Annotated in this window: 19 protein-coding genes; 13 read left to right on the top strand and 6 right to left on the bottom strand. The window is 68.1% G+C overall.

Annotated features, from left to right (window positions below; genetic code table 11):
- Nucleotides 1–6 precede the first annotated feature (6 nt).
- The 4 genes from AC1RAD_RS23925 to AC1RAD_RS23910 all read right to left on the bottom strand — a co-directional run bounded on the left by AC1RAD_RS23925 (nt 7) and on the right by AC1RAD_RS23910 (nt 3,461).
- Nucleotides 7–732, bottom strand: coding sequence for a HEAT repeat domain-containing protein (locus AC1RAD_RS23925; RefSeq protein ID WP_492737544.1), 726 nt, complete (start codon nt 730–732; stop codon nt 7–9).
- Nucleotides 729–2,171: a sensor histidine kinase gene (locus AC1RAD_RS23920; protein WP_062480377.1), complete on the bottom strand. Its 1,443-nt coding sequence runs from the start codon at nt 2,169–2,171 to the stop codon at nt 729–731. Before AC1RAD_RS23920 ends, AC1RAD_RS23925 begins: the two co-directional genes overlap by 4 nt.
- 67 nt (nt 2,172–2,238) lie before the next feature.
- Nucleotides 2,239–2,913, bottom strand: coding sequence for a response regulator transcription factor (locus AC1RAD_RS23915; RefSeq protein ID WP_099794156.1), 675 nt, complete (start codon nt 2,911–2,913; stop codon nt 2,239–2,241).
- Between the two features lie 62 nt (nt 2,914–2,975).
- The gene (locus tag AC1RAD_RS23910; protein ID WP_062482795.1) at nt 2,976–3,461 is read right to left on the bottom strand and encodes a MarR family winged helix-turn-helix transcriptional regulator; all 486 of its coding nucleotides are present in this window, start codon (nt 3,459–3,461) and stop codon (nt 2,976–2,978) included.
- Nucleotides 3,462–3,607: 146 nt separating this feature from the next.
- On the opposite strand from AC1RAD_RS23910, the gene recA reads away from it, so the two are divergent.
- Genes recA through AC1RAD_RS23895 form a run of 3 tightly spaced genes read left to right on the top strand, consistent with a single transcriptional unit; the run spans nt 3,608 to nt 5,663 of the window.
- The gene (gene recA, locus AC1RAD_RS23905; RefSeq protein ID WP_062482792.1) at nt 3,608–4,717 is read left to right on the top strand and encodes a recombinase RecA; all 1,110 of its coding nucleotides are present in this window, start codon (nt 3,608–3,610) and stop codon (nt 4,715–4,717) included.
- A 60-nt stretch (nt 4,718–4,777) separates the two neighbouring features.
- Entirely contained in the window at nt 4,778–5,251 is a 474-nt protein-coding gene (gene recX, locus AC1RAD_RS23900; protein WP_095747317.1) for a recombination regulator RecX, read from the top strand.
- Nucleotides 5,220–5,663 (top strand): SRPBCC family protein, encoded by a 444-nt coding sequence (locus AC1RAD_RS23895; protein ID WP_492737541.1) that lies wholly within the window; start codon nt 5,220–5,222, stop codon nt 5,661–5,663. The genes recX and AC1RAD_RS23895 overlap by 32 nt, the downstream gene beginning before the upstream one ends.
- A 15-nt stretch (nt 5,664–5,678) precedes the next feature.
- On the opposite strand, the gene yiaA is transcribed toward AC1RAD_RS23895, so the two are convergent.
- Nucleotides 5,679–6,119: an inner membrane protein YiaA gene (yiaA, locus tag AC1RAD_RS23890; RefSeq protein ID WP_062482786.1), complete on the bottom strand. Its 441-nt coding sequence runs from the start codon at nt 6,117–6,119 to the stop codon at nt 5,679–5,681.
- Between the two features lie 114 nt (nt 6,120–6,233).
- On the opposite strand from yiaA, the gene AC1RAD_RS23885 reads away from it, so the two are divergent.
- The 3 genes from AC1RAD_RS23885 to scpC all read left to right on the top strand — a co-directional run bounded on the left by AC1RAD_RS23885 (nt 6,234) and on the right by scpC (nt 9,606).
- Nucleotides 6,234–6,956, top strand: coding sequence for a hypothetical protein (locus AC1RAD_RS23885; RefSeq protein ID WP_492737539.1), 723 nt, complete (start codon nt 6,234–6,236; stop codon nt 6,954–6,956).
- 133 nt (nt 6,957–7,089) lie between these two features.
- Entirely contained in the window at nt 7,090–8,040 is a 951-nt protein-coding gene (locus tag AC1RAD_RS23880; RefSeq protein ID WP_369645657.1) for a bestrophin family protein, read from the top strand.
- Between the two features lie 66 nt (nt 8,041–8,106).
- Nucleotides 8,107–9,606, top strand: coding sequence for a succinyl-CoA:acetate CoA-transferase ScpC (gene scpC / locus AC1RAD_RS23875; protein WP_492737537.1), 1,500 nt, complete (start codon nt 8,107–8,109; stop codon nt 9,604–9,606).
- Between the two features lie 58 nt (nt 9,607–9,664).
- Here scpC and argC read toward each other — a convergent pair whose 3' ends face one another.
- The gene (argC, locus tag AC1RAD_RS23870; RefSeq protein ID WP_492737535.1) at nt 9,665–10,588 is read right to left on the bottom strand and encodes an N-acetyl-gamma-glutamyl-phosphate reductase; all 924 of its coding nucleotides are present in this window, start codon (nt 10,586–10,588) and stop codon (nt 9,665–9,667) included.
- Between the two features lie 207 nt (nt 10,589–10,795).
- Between argC and sucC the strand changes: the two genes are divergently transcribed.
- The 7 genes from sucC to AC1RAD_RS23835 all read left to right on the top strand — a co-directional run bounded on the left by sucC (nt 10,796) and on the right by AC1RAD_RS23835 (nt 18,392).
- Nucleotides 10,796–11,962 carry an ADP-forming succinate--CoA ligase subunit beta gene (gene sucC, locus AC1RAD_RS23865; RefSeq protein WP_062475330.1) on the top strand — a complete coding sequence of 389 codons (1,167 nt, stop codon included), beginning with the start codon at nt 10,796–10,798 and terminating at the stop codon, nt 11,960–11,962.
- A 10-nt stretch (nt 11,963–11,972) separates the two neighbouring features.
- Entirely contained in the window at nt 11,973–12,866 is an 894-nt protein-coding gene (sucD, locus tag AC1RAD_RS23860; protein ID WP_056575184.1) for a succinate--CoA ligase subunit alpha, read from the top strand.
- Nucleotides 12,867–12,982: 116 nt separating this feature from the next.
- Nucleotides 12,983–13,666: a TerC family protein gene (locus AC1RAD_RS23855; protein WP_062475329.1), complete on the top strand. Its 684-nt coding sequence runs from the start codon at nt 12,983–12,985 to the stop codon at nt 13,664–13,666.
- A 28-nt stretch (nt 13,667–13,694) separates the two neighbouring features.
- Nucleotides 13,695–14,504 (top strand): Stp1/IreP family PP2C-type Ser/Thr phosphatase, encoded by an 810-nt coding sequence (locus AC1RAD_RS23850; protein WP_070063289.1) that lies wholly within the window; start codon nt 13,695–13,697, stop codon nt 14,502–14,504.
- Between the two features lie 73 nt (nt 14,505–14,577).
- Nucleotides 14,578–15,228: an FHA domain-containing protein gene (locus AC1RAD_RS23845; protein ID WP_095747310.1), complete on the top strand. Its 651-nt coding sequence runs from the start codon at nt 14,578–14,580 to the stop codon at nt 15,226–15,228.
- Between the two features lie 72 nt (nt 15,229–15,300).
- Nucleotides 15,301–17,559 carry a CHASE2 domain-containing protein gene (locus AC1RAD_RS23840; RefSeq protein ID WP_492737533.1) on the top strand — a complete coding sequence of 753 codons (2,259 nt, stop codon included), beginning with the start codon at nt 15,301–15,303 and terminating at the stop codon, nt 17,557–17,559.
- 29 nt (nt 17,560–17,588) lie between these two features.
- On the top strand, nt 17,589–18,392 hold the full coding sequence (locus tag AC1RAD_RS23835; RefSeq protein WP_492737531.1) for a 3',5'-cyclic-nucleotide phosphodiesterase: 804 nt from the start codon (nt 17,589–17,591) through the stop codon (nt 18,390–18,392).
- Nucleotides 18,393–18,431: the final 39 nt, after the last annotated feature.

Below are 18,431 nucleotides of genomic sequence, written 5' to 3'. Positions count from 1 at the left end.
CCCGAATCAGGCCGCAGCAGCGCGCGCGAACATGCGCCGCGCCTTGGCCAGCGCGGCCTGCAGTTTTTCTTCGGACGGCGGCTCGTGTGAACTCGAGCTCAGGCCGAACTTCTTGCCCGCGATTTCCTGCACCGCGACCAGGATGCCGCCCAGCACGGCCGGATCGGTCTCGGTGTCGAGCGCCTGGCGCAAGGGCTCGAGCGCCTTGGGCGCAGCGCTGCGGCGGTTGAACACGATCTGCATCAGCGCGCTCGCGGCCCATCGGCGGTTCGTGGCGACGGCGTCGTGCGCGAGCAGCGGCGCGACCTTGGCGATGTCCGTCGTGCCGCCGAGCCAGCCGATCACCCACAGCCCCTTGCAGCGCAGCTCGTCGTGCGGCGACGCGAGCGCGGCACGCGCCAGGGCCGCGGTTTCTTTCAGGCGGCGGCCCTTGCGGTACTTGAAGCCGCCGAGCAGCTGCAGCACCGTGGCCTGCATCGCAGGGTCGGGCTCGCGGTCGAACTGCGCGAGCAGGTGGTCTTCGGCTTCGTCGCCGCGCTCGCCGAACTTGCGGCACAGCCAGTCGTAGAGCTCGCTGTCCATGCCGGTGTCGTGCAGCAGCGTGTAGTGGAAGGCGAGCGCTTCGGCTGAATCCTGTTCCAGCAGATCGGCGCCGAAGTCGAACATGTCCGACACGTCGGTGTCGAGGCGGATTTCCAGGAAGCGTTGGCGCAGCGTGTCGAGCGGATTCATTCCGACGGGGCCTCCTCGAAGCGCACGGTGAAGAGCGCGCCCGGCGGATGCTTGCCGGGGTGCGCGTCCTCGAGCTTGACCCGTGCGCGGTGCTGGTTGGCGATCTCGCGCACGATCGGCAGGCCCAGCCCGGAGCCATCGGCCTCGTTGCCGAGCACGCGGTAGAAGGGCTCGAACACCAGCTCGCGGTCGGCCTCGGCGATGCCGGGGCCGTTGTCTTCCACCTGCACCAGCTGCACATGGCCGAAGGGGTCGGCCAGCACGCGCGCCGTGACCACGCCGGGGCGCTCGGGCGTCGAGGGCGTGTAGTTGAGCGCGTTGTCGACCAGGTTGCGCACCAGCTCTTTCAGCAGCGTCGGGTTGCCGTCGACCATCACGCCGGGCGCGCCGGCCTGGACACCGTCGTAACCGAGGTCGATGCGCTTCTCGATGGCGCGCGGCACGGCCTCGCGCACCACCTCGATGGTCAGCCGCGCGAGGTCGCAGGGCTGGCAGTGCGTCATGGCGCTGGTGCCCTCGGCGCGCGCCAGCGACAGCAGCTGGTTCACGGTGTGCGTGGCGCGCACGCTGGCGCGGCCGATCTGCTTGAGCGACTGCTTCAACTCGTCGGCGTTGGCGCCCTCGCGCTGCGCCAGGTCGGCCTGCATGCGCAGGCCTGCGAGCGGCGTCTTGAGCTGGTGGGCCGCGTCGGCCAGGAAGCGCTTCTGCGTGAAGATGGAGTCGTTGAGCTTGTCGAGCAGCTCGTTCACCGACGACACCAGCGGCACCACCTCGAGCGGCACCGAGGACTCGTCGAGCGGGCTCAGGTCGCCGGGGCGGCGCTCGCGGATGCGCGCCTCGACCACCGACAGCGGCTTGATGCCGCGCACCAGCGCCAGCCAGATCAGCAGCACCGCCAGCGGCAGGATCGCGAACTGCGGCAGCAGCACGCCCTTGATGATCTCGGTGGCGAGCACCGCCTGCTTCTCGCGCGTCTCGGCCAGCTGCAGCAGCGAGGGCGGCACTTCTTCGCTGCCGCTGGGAATCCACAGCGAGGCCACGCGCACCGGCTGGCCGTGCACCGTGCTGTTGTGCAGCAGGACCACGTTGGTGCCGGGCGGGTCGTCCACGTTGGGCTGGGGCAGGTCGCGCTCGCCGTGCAGCAGCGTGCCGTGGCCGTCGAGCAGCTGGTAGTAGATGTGGCCGGCGTCGTCGGCGCGCAGGATCTCGCGCGCCGATTGCGACAGCACGAAGTGCGTCTGCCCCTGCTTCACCGTGACCAGCTCGGCCAGCACCTTCACGTTGTGCTCCAGCGCGCGGTCGAAGGGCGCGTTGGCGATGCCCTGCGCCACCAGCCACGTCACGCCGATGCTCACCGGCACGAGCAGCAGCAGCGGCGTGAGCATCCAGTCGAGGATCTCGCCGAACAGGGAGCGCTGGGCGCGCTGGAAGAGCTTCAAGCCGGCCTCCCGGCCTCTGGATGCATGGCGCGGCGCTGCGTGCCGGCGGCCCGCGGGGTCTGGCGCATCAGGACGGAATCTTCTCGAGGCAGTAGCCCAGCCCGCGCACCGTCGCGATGCGCACCGGTCCCTTCTCGATCTTCTTGCGCAGGCGGTGGATGTAGACCTCGATGGCGTTGATGCTCACCTCTTCGCCCCATTCGCACAGCCGGTCCACCAGCTGGTCCTTGCTGACCAGCCGGCCGGCGCGCTGCAGCAGCACCTCGAGCAGGCCCAGTTCGCGCGCCGACAGCTCGATCATCTTGCCGTCGATGGTCGCCACGCGGCCGGCCTGGTCGTAGACCAGCGGGCCGTGGCGGATCGCGTTGCTGGTGGCGCCCATGCCGCGCCGCGTGAGGGCGCGCACGCGCGCCTCGAGCTCCTGCAGGCTGAAGGGCTTGGCCATGTAGTCGTCGGCGCCGTGGTCCAGGCCCTTCACGCGCTCTTCCACGCTGTCGGCCGCCGTGAGCACCAGCACCGGCAGCTGCGAGCCGCGCGCGCGCAGGCGCTTGAGGATCTCGATGCCGTGCAGGCTGGGCAGCCCGAGGTCGAGGATCAGCAGGTCGAACTCGCTGTGGGTCATGAGCGCGGTGTCGGCCTGCGAGCCGTTGGCCACATGATCGACCGCCGCGCCCGAGGTGCGCAGGCTGCGCAGCAGGGCATCGGCCAGCACCTGGTCGTCTTCGGCAATCAGTATTCGCATGAGCCACCTCCGGCGGATTCAGGCGCCATGCCGGCGCAGTTCACATTTGTCTCAACGCGAGTCTAGCCCGCTGTATAGGCTTCGAGTCCGATGGTTACCACGGTGGCGATCTCGTCGCCCACGCTGGCGCGGAACTCGCGCTCGGTCTGCGTCACGGCGCGGCGGAAGGCGTCCAGCCAGGCCAGCCCGTCGGCCGTGAACAGCACGCGCCGCGCGCGCGCATCGAGCGGGTCGGGCCCGCGCGTGACCAGCCCCCAGGCCTCGCACTGGTCGACCAGCGTGCCCATGGCCTGCTTGGTCATGCCGGCGCGCTCGGCCAGCTCGGTCAGGCGCGAGCCCTCGCGCGCCAGGTGCCGTGTGATGTGGATGTGCGCCGCGCTCACCTGGGCGCGCGCCGCCAGGTTCGACAGCGCCAGCGGCACGTCGATGTCGTGCGCCATGAGCGCCAGCACGCGCTCGTCGAAACGGCGCATCGCATGGCCCAGCAGGCGGCCCAGGTGGGTCTGGCGCCAGGCGTCGGGATCGGTGGGAAAGGCGGGGTCGGCCATGGCCTCAGATGGTAAGGCAAACTGACTTTAAAGTGGGTTTGCGAAACGCCATGAGCCCCTACACTACTGTTCAAGCATCCAGCCTGTGGTTAAAATCAGATGGATGAATCCCGACACAAACCGTTGATATTCAAGGAGATTTCCACATGGACGCAGTCGTCAAGGGCGCAAGCATCTCGGTCGCCAACAGTGAAAAGGCCAAAGCCCTGCAGGCCGCGCTGGCCCAGATCGAAAAGCAGTTCGGCAAGGGCACGATCATGCGCCTGGGCGAAGGCGAGGCGCTCGAAGACATCCAGGTGGTCTCCACCGGCTCGCTGGGCCTGGACATCGCCCTGGGCGTCGGCGGCCTGCCCCGTGGCCGCGTCGTTGAAATCTACGGCCCGGAATCCTCGGGCAAGACCACGCTCACGCTGCAGGTGATCGCCTCCATGCAGAAGCAGGCCGGCACCTGCGCCTTCGTCGACGCCGAGCACGCCCTCGACGTGCAGTACGCCCAGAAGCTCGGCGTGAACCTGTCCGACCTGCTGATCAGCCAGCCGGACACCGGCGAACAAGCGCTCGAAATCGTCGACTCGCTGGTGCGCTCGGGTGCCGTCGACCTGATCGTGGTCGACTCGGTCGCCGCGCTCACGCCCAAGGCTGAAATCGAAGGCGAAATGGGCGACTCGCTGCCGGGTCTCCAGGCCCGCCTCATGAGCCAGGCGCTGCGCAAGCTCACGGCCACGATCAAGAAGACCAACTGCATGGTCATCTTCATCAACCAGATCCGCATGAAGATCGGCGTGATGTTCGGCTCGCCCGAAACCACCACCGGCGGCAATGCGCTGAAGTTCTACGCCTCGGTGCGCCTGGACATCCGCCGCATCGGCACCATCAAGAAGGGCGACGAGGCCATCGGCAACGAAACCAAGGTGAAGGTGGTGAAGAACAAGGTGTCGCCCCCGTTCAAGACGGCCGAGTTCGACATCCTGTTCGGCGAAGGCATCAGCCGCGAGGGCGAGATCATCGACATGGGCGTGAACGCCAAGATCATCGACAAGTCGGGCGCCTGGTACGCCTACAACGGCGAGAAGATCGGCCAGGGCCGCGACAACGCCCGCGAATTCCTGCGCGAGAACCCCGACCTGTCGCGCGAGATCGAGAACAAGGTGCGCGAGTCGCTGGGCATTCCGCTGCTCGCGGCCGATGCCGGCAGCGAACCCGAGAAGGCCGAGAAGCCCGCCAAGGCATCGAAGGCCGACAAGGCGGCGGAGTAAGTTTGAGATAAGCGGCCTTCGCGCAGTGCGTGGGCCGCGTGAGCGACCCACCACCTCCGAATGGCCTTCAGTGCCCCCTCCCTCAAAGGCCGCGCCCTGCGCCTCCTGAGCCAGCGCGAGCATTCGCGCGCGGAGCTGGAGCGCAAGCTGGCCAAGCACGAGGAAGAGCCCGGCACGTTGGCGAAGGCGCTCGACGAGCTGGCGGCCAAGGACTTCATCAGCGAGCCGCGCGTGGTCGCCTCGGTGCTGCACCAGCGTGCCGCCCGCTCGGGCGCGCTGCGCGTGAAGCAGGAGCTGCAGGCCAAGGGCATCGCGCCCGAAGCCATCGCGCAGGCGGTGGCCGGCTTGCAGGAGACCGAAGTCGAGCGCGCCACGGCCCTGTGGCGCCGCCGCTTCGACGCGCCACCCGCCGATGCGAAGGAGCGCGCGAAACAGATGCGATTCCTGATGGCGCGCGGTTTCTCGGGCGCCGTCGTGTCCAAGGTGCTCAGGAGCGACTTCGATGACCCAAGCGACGACCCCAACGGCGAATGAAGGCGACGCGGCCCTGTCCCGCGTCATCACGCAGCGCGTGCACTGCGAATGGCGCGACGCCTATGCGCTCGCGTCCGACCCGAAGCGGCTGCCCGACTGGGCCAGCGGCCTCGCGAAGAGCGCGCTGGTGCCGCACGGCGACCACTGGATCGTGCGCACGCCCGAAAGCGGCGAGGCCCGCATGCGCTTTGCGCCGCCCAATGAGTTCGGCGTGCTCGACCACTGGGTGGCGCCCGAAGGCGTGCCCGAGGTCTACCTGCCGTTTCGCGTGATCGGCGTGGCGCCGGGTGTGTGCGAGCTGCAGTTCACGCTGCTGCGCCAGCCGCACATGGACGATGCGGCCTTTGCGCGCGACGCCGGATGGATCGCGCGCGACCTGCAGGCCCTGCGCCGCCTGCTCGAGGCGGGCTGAGCTTGGGCTGCTGGCTTACTCGGTGGCCGTGACGTCGTCGGCCAGCGGGTTCTCGGCCTTGTACGCGGCGATGTCGCGCACGTTCTTCTGCACCGCCACCGCGCCGAACAGGCTCAGCAGGAACGCCATGGCGTAGAAGCCCTTCTCGCTCGCAGCCAGCGAGGCGTTGAACAGGCCCACGGCCAGCAGGCCCACCGACAGCAGCAGCGAGACCCAGCACAGGCCGAAGTAGATGCCGGTGACCGAGATGCCCTCGAGCCGGTCGCGCACCGTCTTTTGCAGCGACACGGCCGAGAACAGGCCGTACATGAGGATGGTGAAGTAGTAGCCCTTCTCGTTGAGCTGCATCGCGGCATTCCACAGCCCGAGCAGGTACACGATGGCGCCGATGATCAGCGCGGCCCAGGATGCGGCGACGAATGCGCCGGTCGGTTTCTGAAACTTGACGGTTCCCATGACGATCCTCCTCGTTGTTGTGTGGCGCGATTATGGTGCGGGAAGGCGGTGGCATGATCGCCAGCGACCGGCCTCCCAGGAGGCGGCTTTCCAGAAAAACCGGAGGAACCCTTCATGTCGTCGCAACCCGCCCACCCGCAGTCCCTCGTTCGCACCGGCGCCAAGGCCGGCTTCGCCTTCGTCGGCTCGGCCATCAAGGGCGCGCTGATCGGCCTGTTTCTCGGCGGCGGCGTGTTCTTCTACTACCTGACCCAGCTGCAGGGCCCGGGCATCCCGGCGGCGCGGGCCGGTGGCGCGGGCGCCATCCTGGCGCTGATCATGTCGCCGCCGCTGCTGGTGGCCGTGCTGCTGTCGCTGTTCGTCGGTGTGTACTTTTTGCTCGGCGTGCAGCGGGGCCGCGCCCGCGCGATGCAGCACCTGGTCGCGGCGCGCGGCGAGGCCGTGTCGCAGCGGCTGGGCGACGCGATCGCGGGCCGCATCGAAGCCATGCCGCGCACCCACGGCGGCCTGCAGCGCGTGGCCGACTGGCTCTCGCCCGACGCCCTGTGCCAGCAGCTCGCGCCGGTGCTCGGCGAAGGCCGGGCCGTGCGCGCGGTGGTCGGCTTCGTGCTGGGCCGCCTGCCCCTGAGCGACATGCTGGCCGAGTGGCAGCAGGAGCGTGCCGCGCACGGTGCGACGACGCCGGCGACGGGCGAAGACCCTGCCCTGCGCGCCCTGCTCACGCGCCGCATCCACGAGGTGCTGCAGGAGATGGCGACGCCCTCGCGCAAGCTCTTCTACATCGCGCTGGCCGCGCAGGCGGTCCTCTTGGGCGTGGGGCTGTGGCTCGTGCGCTGAGCCCGACCGTCTTCGTCGGTCTTGGGGCGGCCCGCCGCCCTCGCGCTGACGCCTCGGCGACAATCAGCGCCCGCGCGGGCCTTGCGGTGTGCGCGGCCTCCATGCCTGTCTGTCTCCCCTGCCCCCCGCTTTCATGATCGTCCGGAAACGCCCGTCCGGGCTCAAGCTGTTTCTGTCCTGGCGGGGCTCCGTCCTGCCGCGCATCGCGGCGGCGCTGACGCTCAACGTGATCGTGGCCATCGTCGTCACGGTGCTGCACGGGCGCTTCGGCTCGATCAAGATTCCGCTCGGCACCGTGCCCTTCGCGCTGCTCGGCCTGCCGCTGGCGATCTTCCTGGGCTTTCGCAACACCGCGGCCTACGACCGCTTCTGGGAAGCGCGCAAGCTCTGGGGCGAGGTGATCCTGCGTTCGCGCAACCTGGCGCGCCAGTGCCAGAGCCTCATCGACGGCGATGCGCCGGTGAACGCCGGCGCCGACACCGTCCGCCGCCTGGACGACTTGCGCGTGCGCATGACCTTGCGCGCCGCGGCCTTCGCCCATGCGCTGCGCCACCAGCTGCGCGGCACCGACGCCGCGGCTGACACCCAACCTTTCCTGCGCGAGGCGGAGTGGCAGGGCCTGACCCAGGTCGCCAACCGGCCGCATGCGCTGCTGATGCACATGGGCGCCGACCTGCGCGAAGCGCTGCGCGCGCGGCGCATCGACCCGGCGCTGGCGGCGGGTGTCGACGGCACGCTGTCGGCGCTGAGCGCGGCGGCCGCGTCGTGCGAGCGCATCCTCAGCACGCCCATCCCCTTTTCGTACACCCTGCTGCTGCACCGCACGGCGTACCTGTACTGCTACCTGCTGCCCTTCGGGCTGGTGGACTCGGTCGGGTTCATGACGCCGGTGGTGGTGCTGATCGTGGCCTACACCTTCTTCGGTCTGGACGCGCTCGGCGACGAAATCGAGGAGCCCTTCGGCACCGAGTCGAACGACCTGCCGCTCGAGGCCCTGTGCCGCACGCTCGAGATCGACCTGTGCCAGTCGGTGGGCGCCCCGGCGCCGGCGCCGCTGGTGCCGGTCGACTACTTCCTGCGCTGACACCCGCCGCGCGCGGTGCCGGCTTTTCTTTTTCCTGCCTGACGAAAGAAAGACGTTTTGTCCCCCATGCCGCACGAAGACCGCATCCGCCTGCCCGCCCTGCGCAGCAGGATCACCACCGCTGAAGCCGCCGCCGAATGGATTCGCGACGGCATGGTGGTCGGCATGAGTGGGTTCACGCGCGCCGGTGACGCCAAGGCCGTCCCGCTGGCGCTCGCGGCCCGCGCGCGCCGCGAGCCGATGAAGATCACGCTGATGACCGGCGCCTCGCTCGGCGGCGACGTGGACCGCCAGCTGACTGAGGCCGGCGCCATCAGCCGACGTATGCCGTTCCAGGTCGACACCGTGCTGCGTCAGGCGATCAACCGCGGCGAGGTGATGTTCATCGACCACCACCTGTCGGAAACGGTCGAGATGCTGCGCACGCGGCAGATTCCGCCGATCGACATCGCGATCATCGAGGCCGTGGCCATCACCGAGACCGGCGCGCTGGTGCCGAGCACCTCGATCGGCAACAGCGCGAGCTTCGCGATCCTGGCCGACAAGGTGATCGTCGAGATCAACACCTCGCAGTCGACCGCGCTCGAAGGGCTGCACGACATCTTCATTCCCAAGCACCGCCCGCAGCGCGAACCGATGCCGCTGGTGGCGCCGCACGACCGCATCGGCACCAGCGCCATCGAGATCCCGCCCGAGAAGATCCTGGGCATCGTCATCACCGACAAGGCCGACAGCACCTCCACCGTGCTGCCGGCCGACGCCGAGACCGCGGCCATCGCGGCGCACCTGGTGGCCTTCTTCGAGCGCGAGGTGGCGCAGGGCCGGCTCACCGAGCGGCTGCTGCCGCTGCAGGCCGGCATCGGCACGGTCGCCAACGCGGTGATGTCGGGGCTGGGCGCGGGGCCGTTCGAGCACCTCACGATGTACTCGGAGGTGCTGCAGGACTCGACCTTCGACCTGTTTGACGCCGGCAAGCTGGACTTCGCCTCGGGCTCGTCGATCACGCTGTCGCCCGCGAAGGCGCGGCAGGTGTTCGGCGACCTGGCGCGCTACAAGGACCGGCTGGTGCTGCGGCCGCAGGAGGTGAGCAACCACCCGGAGATCATCCGGCGCCTGGGCATCATCGCGCTGAACACGGCACTGGAGGCCGACATCTACGGCAACGTCAATTCGACCCACGTGCTGGGCACGCACATGATGAACGGCATCGGCGGCTCGGGCGACTTTGCGCGCAACGCCTACCTGTCGATCTTCGCGACCAAGTCGGTCGCCAAGCAGGGCGCGGTGTCGAGCATCGTGCCGATGGTGTCGCACGTGGACCATGCGCCGCAGGACGTCGACATCCTGGTCACCGAGGTGGGCCTGGCCGACCTGCGCGGGCTGGCGCCGCGCGAGCGGGCGGCGGCGATCATCGCCAACTGCGCGGCCGAGCCGTACCGCGCGATGTTGCAGGACTACCACACGCGTGCTGTGGCGACCTGCGGCGGCCACACGCCGCACCGGCTCGAAGAGGCGTTTTCGTGGCACGTGCGCTACCGCGACACGGGCACGATGCGGGTCGACTGAAAGCAAAAAGGCCGGTCCTTGCGGGCCGGCCTTTCTTGTCAGCGCTAGAGGCGGGGGCTCAGAGCGCCAGCATCAGCTTGAGGTTCTGCACCGCGGCGCCGCTGGCGCCCTTGCCCAGGTTGTCCAGGCGCGCGATCACCACGGCGTGGCGGTGGTCCTCGTTCGGGAACACGCGGATCTCGAGCTGGTTGGTGTCGTTGAGCGCCAGCGCGTCGAGCTTGCCGTCGTCGGTCGGCGGCAGCACCTTCACGAACTGCTCGGGCGTGTTGCTCCGGGCGTAGTGCGCGGCCAGGGCGTCCTGCAGGTCGCCGGCCTTGGGCTTGCCGGGCAGCAGGTCCAGGTGCAGCGGCAGCTGCACCAGCATGCCCTGCTTGAAATTGCCCACCGACGGAATGAAGACCGGACGGCGCGTGAGGCCGGTGTAGGTCATGATTTCGGGGATGTGCTTGTGCTTCAGGCCCAGCGCGTAGGTCTCGAACAGCGGCGCCTTGCCGCCCTCGTAGTCCTCGATCATGGTCCGGCCGCCGCCGGAGTAGCCGCTCACCGAAGGCAGCGACACCGGGAAGTCGGCCGGCAGCAGGCCCGCGTCGACCAGCGGACGCACCATGGCGATGGCGCCCGTGGCGTAGCAGCCGGGGTTGCCGACGCGGTCGGCCTGGGCCACGGCCTGCCAGTGGCCTTCGACGAGTTCGGGGAAGCCGAAGACCCAGCCCGGCGCGATGCGGTGGGCGGTCGAGGCGTCGATGATCTTGGGCTTTCGGCCCGGGAGCTGGTCGATCAGCGCGACCGACTCGCGCGCCGCGTCGTCGTGCAGGCACAGCACCACGAGGTCGACGCCGGCCATCAGCTCGCGCTTGGCGGCCACGTCCTTGCGCAGCTCGGGCGCGATGCTCACGAGCTCGATCTGCGGCATCGTCTGCAGCCGCTCGCGAATTTGCAGGCCGGTGGTGCCGGCTTCGCCGTCGATGAAAACCTTGGCCATATCGGAGTATGCGTAGGGTGGCTAGAAGAAAGTACGTATTGACCGCAACCGCGCATCAAGTATTGGTGCGGCGCACCATGATACAGTCCGCGGTTGTTCGCCGCCCCCAGCCGTCAGGCTGCCGTCGCCCGCGAACAACAGAGCAGAAACAACAGTCTCACTCCCGATCTCCCGTTCTCAACCTCCTCCTTCCGAGAGACATCCCTCATGAAGATTCACGAGTACCAAGGCAAGGAAATCCTTGCCAAGTTCGGCGTGCCGGTGCCGCGCGGCATCCCGGCCTATACGGTTCAGGAGGCGGTCGAGGCCGCCCAGAAGCTTGGAGGCCCGGTCTGGGTCGTCAAGGCCCAGATCCACGCGGGTGGCCGCGGCAAGGGCGGTGGCGTCAAGGTCGCCAAGTCGATCGAAGACGTCAAGAAGCTGGCTGGCGAGATCCTCGGCATGCAGCTCAAGACCCACCAGACCGGCCCTGAAGGCCAGAAGGTGCGTCGCCTCTACATCGAAGACGGCGCCGACATCAACAAGGAATACTACATTTCGGCCGTGACCGACCGCGCCACCCAGAAGGTGGCGTTCATCGCTTCGAGCGAAGGCGGCATGGACATCGAGGAAGTGGCCCATTCCACCCCCGAGAAGATCATCACGGTCTACGCCGACCCCAAGGACGGCCTGACCGACGCGCAAGCCAAGGAAATCGCCGACGGCATCGGCATGCCGGCCGATTCGACCGCCCAGACGGTCGACATCCTGAAGAAGCTCTACACCTGCTATATGGAGACGGACGCCTCGCTGGTCGAGATCAACCCGCTCAACCGTGACAGCAAGGGCAACGTCGTCGCCCTGGACGCCAAGTTCAACTTCGACAGCAACGCGCTGTTCCGCCACCCCGAAATCGTGGCCCTGCGCGACCTGGACGAAGAAGACGCGGCCGAAGTCGAAGCCTCGAAGTTCGACCTCGCCTACATCTCGCTGGACGGCAACATCGGCTGCCTGGTGAACGGCGCCGGTCTGGCCATGGCCACCATGGACACCATCAAGCTGTTCGGCGGCGAGCCGGCCAACTTCCTGGACGTGGGCGGCGGTGCCACCCCCGAGAAGGTCACGGAAGCCTTCAAGATCATGCTGAAGAACAAGAACGTGGAAGCCATCCTCGTGAACATCTTCGGCGGCATCATGAAGTGCGACACCATCGCCACCGGCGTGATCGCAGCCTGCAAGGCCGTGAACCTGCAAGTGCCGCTGGTCGTGCGCATGAAGGGCACCAACGAAGTCGAAGGCAAGAAGCTGCTGGCCGAGTCGGGCCTGCCGATCATCAGCGCCGACACCATGGCGGACGCGGCCCAGAAGGTCGTGGCAGCAGTCAAGAAGGCCTAAGGAACAAGTCATGTCGATCTACATCAACAAAGACACCAAAGTCATCACGCAAGGCATCACCGGCAAGACCGGTCAGTTCCACACCGAGAAGTGCCAGGAATACGCGAACGGCAAGAACGCCTTCGTGGCCGGCGTGAACCCGAAGAAGGCCGGCGAGTCGATCTTCAACATCCCGATCTTCGGTTCGGTGAAGGAAGCCGCCACGCAGACCGGCGCCACCGTGTCGGTGATCTACGTGCCGCCGGCAGGCGCCGCGGCCGCCATCTGGGAAGCTGTCGAAGCCGACCTGGACATGGCGATCTGCATCACCGAAGGCATTCCGGTTCGCGACATGCTCGAAGTGCGCAACAAGATGAAGGCCAAGGAAGCGGCCGGCGGCAAGAAGACCCTGCTGCTGGGCCCGAACTGCCCCGGCCTGATCACGCCCGACGAAATCAAGATCGGCATCATGCCCGGCCACATCCACCGCAAGGGCCGCATCGGCGTGGTCTCGCGCTCGGGCACGCTGACGTACGAAGCCGTGGCTCAACTGACGGAAATCGGCCTGGGCCAATCGTCGGCAGTCGGCATCGGCGGCGACCCGATCAACGGCCTGAAGCACATCGACGTGATGAAGGCCTTCAATGACGATCCGGACACCGACGCCGTCATCATGATCGGCGAAATCGGCGGCCCCGACGAGGCTGACGCAGCCCGCTGGTGCAAGGACAACATGAAGAAGCCGGTCGTCGGCTTCATCGCCGGTGTCACCGCCCCTCCCGGCAAGCGCATGGGCCACGCCGGCGCGCTGATCTCCGGCGGCGCCGACACGGCCGAAGCCAAGCTCGCCATCATGGAAGAGTGCGGCTTCACCGTGACGCGCAACTTCTCGGAGCTGGCCAAGCTGCTCAAGGGCAAGCTGTAAAAAGCACACCCACCGCTGGCGGCATTCCCGCCGCTCGCATTACCACGCAGAAATGAAAAAGCGCCCGCATTGAGTTGCGGGCGCTTTTTTAACTACAACACAGTGGAATCAGAGACATGGAACTTCTTCAAAGCACGGACTTCTGGATCGGTCTGATCAAGATCGTCTGGATCAACATCATCCTCTCGGGCGACAACGCCGTCGTGATCGCCATGGCGGCGCGATCGCTGCCGCCCGCGCAACAGAAAAAAGCCGTGCTGTTCGGCTCGGGCGCGGCCGTCGTGCTGCGCATCGTGCTGACGGTGGTGGCGGCCAAGCTGTTGGCGCTGCCCTACCTGCAGATCATCGGCGGCGCCCTGCTGCTGTGGATCGGCCTGCAGCTGCTCAGCGAGGAAGACGAAGGCGACGGCGAGTCCAAGGAATACGGCAGCATGTTCGCGGCCGTGCGGACCATCCTGCTGGCCGACCTGGTGATGAGCCTGGACAACGTGATCGCCGTGGCGGCCGCCGCGCAAGGCAGCATGGTGCTGCTGGTGTTGGGTCTGGCCATCAGCATCCCCTTGGTGATTTTCGGCAGCACGCTCATGATCAAGCTCATGGAACGCTTCCCGATCATCGTCATGCTGGGCGCCGCGCTGATCGGCTGGGTCGGCGGCGAGACCATCGTGAGCGACGTGTCGCTGCATGAGGCGCTGGCGGCCAACCCCTGGATGCACTACGTGGGCGCGATCGCCGGCGCGGTGCTCGTCGTGGCCCTGGGCCGCTTCCTGCAACGGCGCGCACGCGCTGCTGCGCACTGATCCCTTAAAAAGCGAGCGCTGACAAACGATGGCAGGTGTTGGCGTTTCCCTTTTCTCCAGTCGACCGGCGCTGAGCTGGGAGTTTGCGGCGCTGACCGATGTCGGGCGCCTGCGCGCCCACAACGAAGACGCGGTGCATGTCGATCCGGCCCTCGGTCTGGCGCTGCTGGCCGACGGCATGGGCGGCTACAAGGGCGGCGAGGTGGCCAGTGCCATGGCCATTTCGCTGATGCACGCGAGCTTCGGGCGCTGGTTCGCCCAGGCCGGCATGCAGGCGCCGGCCCGTGTGGTCCGGCGTGCGCTGCAGGCGGCCACCGACGAGGCCAACGGCGCCATCCTCCAGGCGGGCATCACACACGAAGAACTGCGAGGCATGGGCACGACCCTGGTGCTGGCGGCGTTCCGCCCCCAGCGCGTGGTCGTCGGCCACATCGGCGACTCGCGCTGCTACCGCCTGCGCAACAACAAGCTGGAGCAGCTCACGCGCGACCATTCGCTGCGCCAGCAGCAGCTCGATGCGGGCGCCATCACGCCCGAAGAGGCCCTGAACTCCCCCACCCGCAACCTCGTGACGCGGGCCGTGGGCGTGGAAGCCCAGGTGTTGCTGGAGATGCACGAGCACAGCGCCAGGCCGGGCGACCTGTACATGCTGTGCTCCGACGGGCTCAGCGAGATGGTGCCGGATGCGCAGCTTTTCACGCTTTTGAGCCGTGATCTGGGGCTGAAGGAGATGGCTTCACTTTTGGTTGCAATTTCAAACGACAATGGCGGACGGGATAACATTTCAGTTGTTCTGGCCAAGGCGGGCGTCAGCGAAGCGACCCGCGGGGCCATGTAGCAGCCAACCCAGGCGGCGGACCGTTTGCGCCGCCTGACGGTGCTGGATCTTTGCAAACGGGGAGTAATCGGCCATGCCGAAGATGATCATTTCGGTCGATGGCGTCGTCATCGGCCAAGTGGCGCTCGCCAAGAATCGCACGACGTTGGGCCGGCGCGCCTACAACGACATCGTGATCGACAATCTCGCCGTCAGCGGCGAGCATGCCGTGCTGCACATGAGCGGCGGCGAAGTCGAAATTGAAGATCTCAACAGCACCAACGGCACCTACGTCAATGCGCTGGCCGTCCAGAAGCAGGCGCTCCAGGACAACGACGTCATCGAGGTCGGCGGCTGCCGCATCCATTTCCGTTCGCACAGCAACCTCATGGCCGGCCCCGGCTCCGTGCGGGCCTCGCTCTCCGAGTATTCGGCGCCGATGCCGCTCTCGTCGGCGCCCACCGAATCGGGCGCGCTGGTCGAGCTGGGCGTGCCTGTGCTGCGCGTGCTCTCGGGCGCCAACGAAGGCCAGGACGTCCCGCTGCAGAAGGTGGTCACCACCATCGGCAAGCCCGGCGTCGCCGTGGCCGTCGTCACCCGCCGCCGCCAGGGCTACGTGGCGGCCACCGTCGTGGGCAGCGTCACGCTCAACGGCGCCCCGCTGGGCGCCGAAGCCGTCGCGCTGCAGGAAGGCGACGTGCTCGAACTCGGCGGCGCCTCGCGCATGCAGTTCGTCCGGATCTGAGCCGCTTCCGGCGCCCCGCTCCGCCCCCCGTTTTTTCGCCGACAGGCATTTGTTGTCCAAGGCTGATCAGCCATGAGCGCATTGCGGCGGCACTGGCCGCGCATCGCCATCACGCTGCTGCCGGTGCTGCTGGCGCTGCTCCATGCCACCGGCGCTTGGCGGCTGGGTGTGATCGAGCACCTGGACCACCTGATCTACGACGCCCGCCTGCGCGCCACCATGCCGGGCACGCCCGACACGCGGGTCGTGATCGTCGATGTCGACGACGCCAGCCTGGCGCGCGAAGGCCAGTGGCCCTGGCCGCGCGACAAGATCGCCAGCCTCACGACGGAACTGCTGGCCCGCCAGCACGTGGCCGTGCTGGGCTTCGACGTGATGTTTCTCGAGCCCGATCGCAGCTCCGGCCTCGGGCGCCTGAAGGAGATTGCAGCCGGGCCATTGAGCGGCGTGCCGGGCCTCGCTGCCGAAATCGACCAGCTCGCGCCCACCCTCGATCACGACGCCACACTGGCCCAGGCCCTGCGTGGCCAGCCCGTGGCGCTCGGCTACTACTTCACGCGCACCGAACAGCCCAGCGCCAAGGGGCTGCTGCCGGCGACGCCGGTGCTGCCGCCCGACGCCTTTCCGCCCCATGCTTCTTTCGTCACGCTCTGGAACGGCTTCGGCGCCAGCCTGCCGGTGCTGGGGCGCGCGGCGCCGGTCGCGGGGTTCCTGAACACCCTGGTCGGTGACGGCAGCGACGACGGCGTGATCCGCAGCGTGCCGCTCATCGCCCGCTACGAAGGCCAGCATGCGTCGCCCGGGCACTACGAGTCGCTGGCGCTGGCGGTGTACCGGCTGGCGAACGGCTCGCCGCCCGTGCGGCCGGCGCTCGTGGCCGGCGACGGCAACTTTCCGCGCCTGCAGGCGCTGGTGCTGGGGTCGCTGCGCATCCCGGTCGACCAGAGCGCCAGCCTGCAGGTGCCGTTTCGCGGTCCCGGCGGGCCGCGCGCAGGATCGTTCCGCTACGTGGCCGCCGCCGACGTCCTCGAGGGCCGACTGGCGCCGGGCGAGTTGAAGGACAAGATCGTGCTGCTCGGCGCCACCGCGCCCGGCCTGCAGGACCTGCGCGCCACCCCCGTCGGCGCTGCGTTCCCGGGCGTCGAAGTGCACGCCAACATCGTCTCGGGCCTGCTCGACCGGCGCCTGCTGGCCGTGCCCGACTACGCACCGGGTTATGAAGTGCTGACCGTGCTGGCGGCGGGGCTGCTGCTCGCGTTCGGGCTGTCGCTGCTGTCCGCATCGCGCGCCGTGCTGCTCGGCGCGGGCGTGGTCGCCGCGCTGGTCGGCCTCAACACCTGGCTCTACGTCGGCCACAGCCTCGTGCTCCCGCTGGCGTCGGCGCTCGTCATGGTGGCGCTGGCCTTCGCGCTCAACATGAGCTGGGGCTACTTCGTCGAATCGCGTGCGCGGCGCGGGCTGGTGCGGCTCTTCGGCACCTACGTGCCGCCGCAGCTGGTCGACGAAATGCTCGTGCGCCCCGGCCGCTACAGCATGCGCGCCGAGAGCAAGGAAATGACCGTGATGTTCTGCGACATGCGCGACTTCACCCGGCTGTCGGAGCAGATGGCGCCGGCCGAGCTGCAGGCTTTCTTGAACACCGTCTTCAGCCGGCTCACCGAGGTGATCAGTGCGCACCGCGGCACCGTCGACAAATACATGGGCGACTGCGTCATGGCCTTCTGGGGCGCGCCCATCGACACGCCCGGCCATGCCGCGCTCGCCGTGCAGGCGGCGATCGACATGGCCGCCGCCGTGCACGACATCAACCGCCAGCACCGCGCCAACGGCCGCCCAGAGATCAGCGCGGGCATCGGTTTGAACAGCGGCCTCATGAGCGTCGGCGACATGGGCTCGACCGCGCGCCGCAGCTATACCGTGGTCGGCGACGCGGTCAATCTCGCGTCCCGGCTCGAGGGCCTGAGCGGACACTACGGGGTCGAGATCGTGGCCAGCGGCGCCACCCGCGAGGCGGCGCCCGGCTTCGTCTGGCAGGAACTCGACAGCGTGCGCGTCAAGGGCAAGGCCCAGGCCGTCGCCATCTACACCCCGCTCGCGCCGGAAGCCGCGGCCGAGGCGCAGGACACACGGCAGCAACTCGACCGCTGGAGCCAGGTGCTTGCCGCCTACCGCCGGCAGGATTGGGCGCTGGGCCGGAACTTGCTGGCTCCCCTGCTCGCCGCGGATGCGAAAAAAGTCCTTTACCAGCTCTACGCCCAGCGTTTAGCCTCGATGGCGCTTCGCCCGCAGGACCCGGACTGGGACGGCGCCACCCGGTTCGACACCAAATGACGACAGACGCATACAAGGGGTCTTCCACAATGCAGGTTCGCGTGCTGGGTTGCTCGGGCGCCATCGCCAAGGACTGCCGCACCACCTCGTTCCTGGTCGATGCGGACCTGCTCGTGGACGCCGGCACGGGCGTCGGCGACCTCACCCTCGACGAGATGGCCGCCATCGACGACGTGGTGCTCACCCACTCGCACCTCGACCACATCGCCGCCCTGCCCCTGATGCTCGACGCCGTCGGCAGCCGCCGCGCCCGGCCCCTGCGCGTGCATGCATTGGCCGCCACCATCGACGCATTGCGGGCGCATGTGTTCAACAACGTCATCTGGCCGAATTTCGAACGCATTCCCAGCCCCGAATCGCCCTTCGTGAGCTTTCACGAGATCACCGTCGGGCAGCGCCTCGAACTGGGCAGCGACGCCCCCAAGCTGATCGAGGTGCTGCCAGCCGTCCACACCGTGCCGGCCTGCGGCTTCGCCATCCGAAGGGCCGAAGGCGGCGCCCACTGGGTCTTCAGCGGCGACACCGAACGCAATCCCCCGTTCTGGGAGCGCGTCAACGCGATCGACGTGGCGATGCTGGTCATCGAGACCGCCTTCAGCTCCCGCGAGGAGGCTTTGGCCGAACGCAGCCTGCACCTGTCGCCGGTGGCGCTGGCGCACGAGCTGGCGCATATCGATCCGGGCAAGCAGTACCCGATCTACATCACCCACACCAAGCCGGCCGAGACCGAGGAAATCATGAGCCAGATCGAGATGCTGGCGGGGCGGGAGGTGGCTGGGTTGGCGCGGCGGGACATCCGCTGGCTCAAGGCGGATGGGGTGCTGACCTTCTGACCGGAAACGGTCGGGCATGACAAATTTGTCGACACATTT

The sequence above is a fragment of the Variovorax sp. GW823-FHT04B03 genome (assembly GCF_058796495.1).
The sequence above is the reverse complement of the archived record's forward strand: the minus strand, read 5'-3'. Positions and strand labels throughout refer to the sequence as shown.